The organism is Nocardioides sp., from assembly GCF_036503465.1.
GTDB lineage: Bacteria > Actinomycetota > Actinomycetes > Propionibacteriales > Nocardioidaceae > Nocardioides.
In genome coordinates, this window is sequence record NZ_DASXWU010000078.1 from 55551 (window position 1) to 62766 (window position 7216).

Sequence of the window (7216 nt, forward strand, 5' to 3'; positions counted from 1 at the left end):
AACGGAACGATGGGAGTCCCAGGTTGCCTCAGTCGGCTAGAGACCGGGGGCACCCCAGAGGGCGAGCCAGCGCTGGAGGTCCTGCTCCATGGGGAGCTCGCCGGCGAGGGTGTCGCGGACCTGGATCTCGAGGAGGTTGTCGCGGGTCTTCGGGCCGGTGGGCGCGAACCCGTAGAAGGTGCCCTGCTTGTAGAGATAGACCAGGCCGACCTTCCGCCCCGACGCGTCGACGAAGGGCACCAGCGAGCAGAGCAGCCCGGTGGCGTAGCCCTGCTCCTCCAGTGCGGTGTTCACGGCGTGCAGGTCGGTGCACAGCCCCTCGACGTCGTCGTCCACCCGGTCGACCACCAGCCAGGTGAAGCCGAAGTCGTCGCGCTGCACCTGCACGTCCGGCTTGTCGGCGTCCTCGCGCAGCAGGGTGACGACCTCGTCCTGCACCTGTTGGTACGCCGCGCCGTCAGGCGCCCGGAAGCAGACCGAGCCTCTGCCGGTCGGGGTGAAGCCGGCCGCGGTCTGCAGGGTGATCGCGGCCGAGGGCACCATGAACAGCGAGTCGAGGTTCGCCTTCTTCGGCGTCGTGCGCCCGGTCAGGGCTCCCCAGAACCGACTCACAACGCCGGCGGCCCGTCGTGGTCGTCCACCGGCCCGTCCACCGGACGACTCAGCTCGGCCTCGATCTTCGCCAGCTGCTGGAGCCGGCGCTCGAGCGACGGGTGGGTCGAGGTGAGCTGCCCGAGGCTCATCCCCTTGATCGCCGGCGCGATGAAGAACGCGTTCATGGCGCTGGCCTGGCGGAGGTCGCGCTGTGGGATGGCGTTCATCCCGCCGGAGATCTTCTGCAGCGCCGTCGCGAGGGCGCGCGGCTTCATCGTCAGGTAGGCGCCCGACCGGTCGGCGCACAGCTCGCGGTAGCGCGAGAGCAGCCGGGTCAGGAAGAAGCTGATCGCGTAGACGACCAGGCTCACCACCAGCACGACCACCCAGATCGGCAGCCCGCCCGCGTTGTTGTTGTTGTTGTCACGCCGGCCGCCGCCGAAGAAGGCGCCGTACTGGGCGCCGCGGCTGAGCATCCCGGCCATGATGCCCGCGGTCGACGCGATGGTCATGACGGTGACGTCGCGGTGGGCGACGTGGCTGAGCTCGTGCGAGAGCACCGCCTCCATCTCGTCGGCGGTGAGCATGCCCAGGATGCCTGTGGTCACGCAGACCACCGAACGCTCGGGCGAGCGGCCGGTCGCGAACGCGTTGGGGACGTTGACGTCGGCGACGCCCACGCGCGGCTTCGGCATGTCGGCCAGCGCGCAGAGCCGGTCGATCATCTGGTGGAGCTCCGGTGCTTGCTCGGGCGTCACCTCGCGCGCTCGCATCGCCTTCATCGCGACCGTGTCGGAGAAGTACCACTGCCCCCAGGCGATCCCGATCCCGACCAGTCCGATCAGGACCCAGAACTTGGGGAACACGAACATGAGGACCACGATCAGGGCCACGAAGACGGCCCCGAGCAGGAACATCACCGACGTCATCCGGGCGGTCAGCCCGGCGTCGGACCGGAATCGGGTACGGGACATGCCGTCATTCTTCCCGAAACACCCAAAGGGGTGGTCGGCGCCGGGTCAGCCCGGGATGAGCCCGTCCCCGCTGAGCATGTCCTTGACCTCGGCCAGGCTGGCGTCGGCCATCGGCAGGATCAGGTCGGAGGAGTCCAGGGTCTGCGCGTCGTGGGGCACCCCGGCAGTGCGCACGCCGTCGAGCAGCGAGGCCAGCGCCGCCTGGAACGCCGCCTCGTCACCGGCCTCGATCGCGGACTCGACCGTCGCGTCGAGCTCGTTGAGTGCCGAGACCGCCTCGTCGGAGACGTCGTACTGGCCCTCGCCGAGGATCCGGACGATCACTGCGAGTCCTTCGACTCGCTCGACGCCTGATGCTGTGACTCCTCGAGGATGTCGCCGCCGTCCTGGCCGCCCTCGATCGCCTGCGGCGTCGACCCGCCCTTGAGCCGGGCCAGCTCGGCCTCGACCTCGGAGTGCGAGCTCATCGCCTCGAGCTCGCGCGAGATGTCGTCGCCCTGGTTCAGCGACGTGGCGTCGTCGAGCGCCCCGGAGGCTATCAGCTCGTCGATCGCGCTGGCCCGCGCCTGCATCTGAGCGGTCTTGTCCTCGGCCCGCTGGATGGCCATCCCGACGTCGCCCATCTCCTCGCCGATGCCGGACATCGCCTCGTTGATCTTGGTCTGCGCCTCGGCAGCCGTGTACGTCGCCTTGATCGTTTCCTTGCGGGTGCGGAACGCCTCGACCTTGGCGCTCAGCCGCTGCTGGGCGAGGGTGAGCTTCTCCTCCTCGCCCTGGAGCTGCGCCTGCTGGGTCTTCAGGTCGGTGATCTGCGAGGTGAGTCCGGACTTGCGGGTGAGCGCCTCACGTGCGAGGTCCTCGCGGTCGGCCTTGATCGCCTGCTCGGCCTGCCCCTGGAGCTTGTCCGACTGAGCCTGCAGCTGGTTGATCTGCAGCTCGACGCGCTTGCGTGAGGTGGCGACATCGGCGACGCCACGGCGTACCTGGGCGAGCAGGTCGATCTGCCGCTGGTAGCTGTAGTCGAGCGTCTCCCGAGGATCCTCCGCCCGGTCGAGCGCCTTGTTCGCCTTGGCTCGGAAGATCAGGCTGATGCGTTGCCACATGCTCATGGGGTCAGCCTATGGGTAGCCGTCAAGGAGTAGGTGCGACGGTAGGCTGGTCGTTCAGGGCCGTCCAGGCCCGACCTCCATCCGTCCCGCGACACCCAGGAAGCACCGCGTTGTTCCGCCGTACCAAGCCCGAGTCCGCAGCCACCGAGCACCCTGAGACGGACGTCCCCTCGGCCCGCCAGAAGAAGGGCCGTCCGACACCGAGCCGCCGCGACGCCGAGGCGGCGAACAAGGCGAAGGCCAAGGTGCCGCGCACGCGCAAGGAGCAGGCCGCCGCCCGCCGGCTCGCCCGGGGCGAGTCGACGGCGAAGATGCGCGAGGCGATGCGCACCGGCGACGACCGGTACCTGCCCGCGCGCGACCGGGGCCCGGTCCGCCGCTTCGTCCGCGACTTCGTCGACAGCTCCTTCTGGATCCTCGAGCTGATGCTGCCGATCCTGGTCGTGCTGCTGATCTTCGGCTACAGCGGCAGCGCGGCGCTCGCGGGCTACGCCAACGTGGCGATGCCGGCGCTGATCCTGCTGATCCTGGTGGAGTCGTTCCGGATTCGCTGGCGCTTGAGCAAGGAGCTGAACCGGCGGTTCCCCGACCAGTCCCACAAGGGCACCACCTTCTACGCCGTGATGCGGGCGCTGCAGGTGCGGCCGTTCCGGCAGCCGAAGCCGCAGGTGAAGATGGGGCAGCAGCTGCCCGAGCACTACCGCTAGGCCTTCGGCGCGGCCCTACGCGTCGTAGTCGAGGACCACGCGCTCGGACGTCGGGTGCGACTGGCAGGTGAGCACGTACCTGGCGTCCATCTCCTCGGGCTCGAGGGCGTAGTTGACGTCCATCGCGACCGTGCCCTCGACCAGCTTGGCCCGGCAGGTGCCGCAGACGCCGCCGCGGCAGGCGAAGGGAAGGTCGCTGCGCACCTGGAGCGCGGCCTCGAGGACACCGACACCGTCGGTCCGCAGCTCGAAGTCGGACGACCTGCCGTCGAGCTTGATGGTGACCTTGGCAGCGCCCTCGACCGATGCCGACGTGTCCGCGGGGGCGCGCGGTACGGGGTCGGCGTGGAAGAGCTCGGTGTGGATGGCGTGGGCATCGACGCCGTGGTCGAGGATCACCTGCCGGAGGTCGACGACCATCTGCTGGGGTCCACAGAGGAACCACTCGTCGACCTCCTCGGCCGGCAGCAGCGACTTCAGGATCCGGCTGAGCCGGTCACCGTCGAGCCGGCCGGAGAACAGCTCGACGTCCTGCTGCTCGCGCGAGAGCACGTGGACGAGCTGGAAGCGCTCGGGGAAGCGGTCCTTCAGGTCGTGCAGGTCGTCCAGGAACATGATCGTGCGGTGCGTCCGGTTGGCGTAGACCAGGAGCACCTGCGCCTGCGGTTCCGCCTCGAGCAGGGTCGACACGATCGAGATGATCGGCGTGATCCCCGAGCCCGCCGCGATCGCGACGTACACCTTCTCGCTCATCGGGTCGAGGTGCGTCGTGAACCGACCGGCCGGCGTCATCACGTCGAGCTCGTCGCCGAGGCGCAGCGCGTCGACGACACCTTCGGAGAACGCGCCGCCGGGCAGCTTCTTGACCCCGATCTTGAGCACACCGGAGCTCGGGGTGGTGCAGATCGAGAAGCTGCGTCGCTCGCCGTCGTCGCCGCGGATCGTCAGGTGCTGGCCGTGCACGAAGCGGTACGCGTCGGCGAGCTCGGGCGGCACCGCGAACGAGAGCGCCACCGAGTCGTCGGTGAGCTGCTCCACCGAGGCCACCCGGAGCGGGTGGAACTGGGGCTTGGACATCGGATCAGAGAGCCTTGAAGTGGTCGAAGGGCTCGCGGCACGAGCGGCAGACCCACAGACTCTTGCAGGCCGTCGAGCCGAACCTGCTCGACTCCCGGGTGTCGAGACTGCCGCACTGCGGGCACCGGACCGAGAGCGCCAGCGGCACCGGCCCGTCGGCCCGGCGCACCGGGCCGGGCGGGGCGATCCCGGCCTCGGCCAGCTTGTCGCGGCCCAGGTCGGTCAGGTCGTCGGTCGACCAGGCGGGGCTGAGCGCGAACTCGACGTCGACGTGCCGGTAGCCGGCGAGGGTGAGCGTGTCGACGAGGTCCTCGCGGATCGTCTCCATCGCCGGGCAGCCGGAGTACGTCGGGGTGATCGTGACGTGGACCCGTCCCTGGTCGTCCTCGGTGACGTCGCGCAGGATCCCGAGGTCCTCGATCGTGACCATGGGCAGCTCGGGGTCGAGGACGGCCGCCGCGATCTCGCGGGCCCGGGGCATGGTCGTCGAGGTCACCAGGTCACCCCCGGGTGTGAACGGTGGAGGTGCTGCATCTCCGCCAGGAGGTAGCCGAGATGCTCGGTGTGCAGGCCCTCTCGCCCGCCGCCGAGGGCGGTCGGCACCTCCGGCAGCGCCAGCGTGGCCTCGTCGACCACACGACGTACGTCGGAGAGGACGGCCTCGCGCAGGGCTGCCGGGTCGGCGACGCGGCCGGCCAGCGTCGGATCGAGTGGACCGAAGAGCTCCTCGACGTAGGGCCACTCGGCGTCGAGCGCCGCCTGCATGCGCGCGTGCGACTCCTCGGTGCCGTCGCCGAGCCGCAGCACCCAGTGCGTGGCGTGGTCGACGTGGTAGGCGACCTCCTTGACCGCCTTCGCGGCGATCGCGGACAGCGTCGCGTCGCTGCTCGAGGCCAGGGCGCGGTAGAGATGCAGCTGGTACGTCGAGAACAGCAGCAGCCGCGCCATCGCGACCCCGAAGTCGGTCATCGGCCGCTCGACGAGCTTCACGTTGCGGAACTCGCGGTCGTCGCGCAGGTAGGCGAGGTCGTCCTCACTCCGGCCCTCACCCTCGACCTCGCCCGCGTAGGTCAGCAGGCTGCGCGCCTGGCCGAGCTGGTCGAGCCCGATGTTGGCGAGTGCGACGTCCTCCTCGAGCTCGGGCGCGCGGCTGATCCACCAGCCCATCCGCTGGGCCGAGACCAGCGCGTCGTCCGCCAGTCCGAGGATGTACTCGACGAGGGCCTCGTCCTTCACAGGTGCTCGACTCCCTCGGGGACCTCGTAGAAGGTCGGATGACGGTAGATCTTGTCGGCGGCGGGGTCGAAGAAGGGGTCGCGCTCCTCGGGCGTCGACGCCTCGATGTCGGAGGCCTTCACCACCCAGATGGAGACGCCCTCGCCGCGACGGGTGTAGAGGTCGCGGGCGTTGCGCAGCGCCATCTGGGCGTCGGGCGCGTGCAGCGAGCCGGCGTGCACGTGGGACAGCCCGCGGCGGGCACGGACGAAGACCTCCCAGAGGGGCCAGTCCCGGGAGCTCATGCCACCGACTCCTGGGTACGACGGGACTGCTTGTCGGCGTAGGCCTCGGCCGCCTCGCGGACCCAGGCACCGGCGTCGTACGCGCCCCGCTTGTGGGCCATCCGCTCGGCGTTGCACGGGCCGTTGCCCTTGATCACCTCGAACAGCTCGGTGAAGTCGATCTCGCCGTAGTCGTAGTGGCCACGCTCGTCGTTCCACCGCAGGTCGGGATCGGGCAGGGTCAGCCCGAGTGCCTCGGACTGCGGCACGGTCATGTCGACGAACCGCTGCCGCAGGTCGTCGTTGCTGAACCGCTTGATCCCCCAGGCCATCGACTGCGCGGAGTTGGGCGAGTCGTCGTCGGGCGGGCCGAACATCATCAGCGACGGCCACCAGTAGCGGTTGACGGCGTCCTGGGCCATCGCCTTCTGCTCGGGCGTGCCGTGCGACAGCGTGTGCAGGATCTCGAAGCCCTGCCGCTGGTGGAAGGACTCCTCCTTGCACACGCGCACCATGGCGCGGGCGTAGGGCCCGTAGGAGCAGCGGCACAGCGGCACCTGGTTCATGATCGCCGCGCCGTCGACGAGCCAGCCGATCGCGCCGCAGTCCGCCCAGGTGAGCGTCGGGTAGTTGAAGATCGAGGAGTACTTCTGCCTGCCGGTGTGCAGCCGGTCGAGCAGCTCCTCGCGGTCGATGCCCAGGGTCTCGGCGGCGCTGTAGAGGTAGAGGCCGTGCCCCGCCTCGTCCTGGACCTTGGCCATGAGGATCGCCTTGCGGCGCAGGCTCGGTGCGCGGGTGATCCAGTTGCCCTCGGGCTGCATGCCGATGATCTCGGAGTGCGCGTGCTGGGCGATCTGGCGGATGAGGGTCTGGCGGTAGGCGTCCGGCATCTCGTCGCGCGGCTCGATGCGCTGGTCGTGCTCGATGAGGTCGTCGAACAGCCCGGACTCGGCGGCGTTGAGCGGCTCGTCGGGACCGGGCAGGCCAGGCTCGTCGCCGGTGTCGAAGTCGTTGCCGTACATGAGGGCATTATGCCCGGCTGTTACACCGGTCAGCAATTCTGCGCGGCTCGTGTCACATAGTGGGCTGGGTGCGAGGATGGGCGCATGTCCTCCCACCACGACCACGGGCACGAGCACGCCCCCGGCCCGCTCGCTGACGCAAGCGTCCGCGTGGCCCGCGAGAGCGACGCCCCCGCGGTGGGCCTGGTGCAGGCGGCCGTGTGGGGGGACGCGTATGCCGCGGTGCTTCCCGCC

The 7216-nt window shown here is 69.9% G+C and carries 10 protein-coding genes; 1 reads left to right on the forward strand and 9 read right to left on the reverse strand.

Annotated elements, in window-relative coordinates; translation table 11 throughout:
• Nucleotides 1–36: 36 nt before the first annotated feature.
• Genes pspAB through VGK78_RS14480 form a run of 4 tightly spaced genes read right to left on the reverse strand, consistent with a single transcriptional unit; the run spans nucleotide 37 to nucleotide 2677 of the window.
• Nucleotides 37–612 (reverse strand): PspA-associated protein PspAB, encoded by a 576-nt coding sequence (gene pspAB, locus VGK78_RS14465; RefSeq protein ID WP_331528372.1) that lies wholly within the window; start codon nucleotides 610–612, stop codon nucleotides 37–39.
• Complete coding sequence (htpX, locus tag VGK78_RS14470; RefSeq protein WP_331528373.1) at nucleotides 609–1568, reverse strand: zinc metalloprotease HtpX; 960 nt, start codon at nucleotides 1566–1568, stop codon at nucleotides 609–611. Before htpX ends, pspAB begins: the two co-directional genes overlap by 4 nt.
• A 45-nt stretch (nucleotides 1569–1613) precedes the next feature.
• Complete coding sequence (gene pspAA, locus VGK78_RS14475; protein ID WP_331528374.1) at nucleotides 1614–1892, reverse strand: PspA-associated protein PspAA; 279 nt, start codon at nucleotides 1890–1892, stop codon at nucleotides 1614–1616.
• The gene (locus tag VGK78_RS14480; RefSeq protein ID WP_331528375.1) at nucleotides 1889–2677 is read right to left on the reverse strand and encodes a PspA/IM30 family protein; all 789 of its coding nucleotides are present in this window, start codon (nucleotides 2675–2677) and stop codon (nucleotides 1889–1891) included. The genes pspAA and VGK78_RS14480 overlap by 4 nt, the downstream gene beginning before the upstream one ends.
• Nucleotides 2678–2787: 110 nt before the next feature.
• On the opposite strand from VGK78_RS14480, the gene VGK78_RS14485 reads away from it, so the two are divergent.
• Nucleotides 2788–3384: a DUF3043 domain-containing protein gene (locus VGK78_RS14485; RefSeq protein WP_331528377.1), complete on the forward strand. Its 597-nt coding sequence runs from the start codon at nucleotides 2788–2790 to the stop codon at nucleotides 3382–3384.
• A gap of 15 nt (nucleotides 3385–3399) precedes the next feature.
• Here VGK78_RS14485 and paaE read toward each other — a convergent pair whose 3' ends face one another.
• Genes paaE through paaA form a run of 5 tightly spaced genes read right to left on the reverse strand, consistent with a single transcriptional unit; the run spans nucleotide 3400 to nucleotide 6850 of the window.
• A complete protein-coding gene (paaE, locus tag VGK78_RS14490; protein WP_331528378.1) occupies nucleotides 3400–4461 on the reverse strand; it encodes a 1,2-phenylacetyl-CoA epoxidase subunit PaaE in 1062 nt (353 codons plus the stop codon).
• Between the two features lie 4 nt (nucleotides 4462–4465).
• A complete protein-coding gene (paaD, locus tag VGK78_RS14495) occupies nucleotides 4466–4957 on the reverse strand; it encodes a 1,2-phenylacetyl-CoA epoxidase subunit PaaD (RefSeq protein ID WP_331528380.1) in 492 nt (163 codons plus the stop codon).
• Nucleotides 4954–5697 (reverse strand): 1,2-phenylacetyl-CoA epoxidase subunit PaaC, encoded by a 744-nt coding sequence (gene paaC, locus VGK78_RS14500; RefSeq protein WP_331528381.1) that lies wholly within the window; start codon nucleotides 5695–5697, stop codon nucleotides 4954–4956. The genes paaD and paaC overlap by 4 nt, the downstream gene beginning before the upstream one ends.
• On the reverse strand, nucleotides 5694–5981 hold the full coding sequence (gene paaB, locus VGK78_RS14505) for a 1,2-phenylacetyl-CoA epoxidase subunit PaaB (protein WP_331528382.1): 288 nt from the start codon (nucleotides 5979–5981) through the stop codon (nucleotides 5694–5696). The genes paaC and paaB overlap by 4 nt, the downstream gene beginning before the upstream one ends.
• Nucleotides 5978–6850, reverse strand: coding sequence for a 1,2-phenylacetyl-CoA epoxidase subunit PaaA (paaA, locus tag VGK78_RS14510; RefSeq protein WP_414690688.1), 873 nt, complete (start codon nucleotides 6848–6850; stop codon nucleotides 5978–5980). Before paaA ends, paaB begins: the two co-directional genes overlap by 4 nt.
• Between the last annotated feature and the right edge of the window lie 366 nt (nucleotides 6851–7216).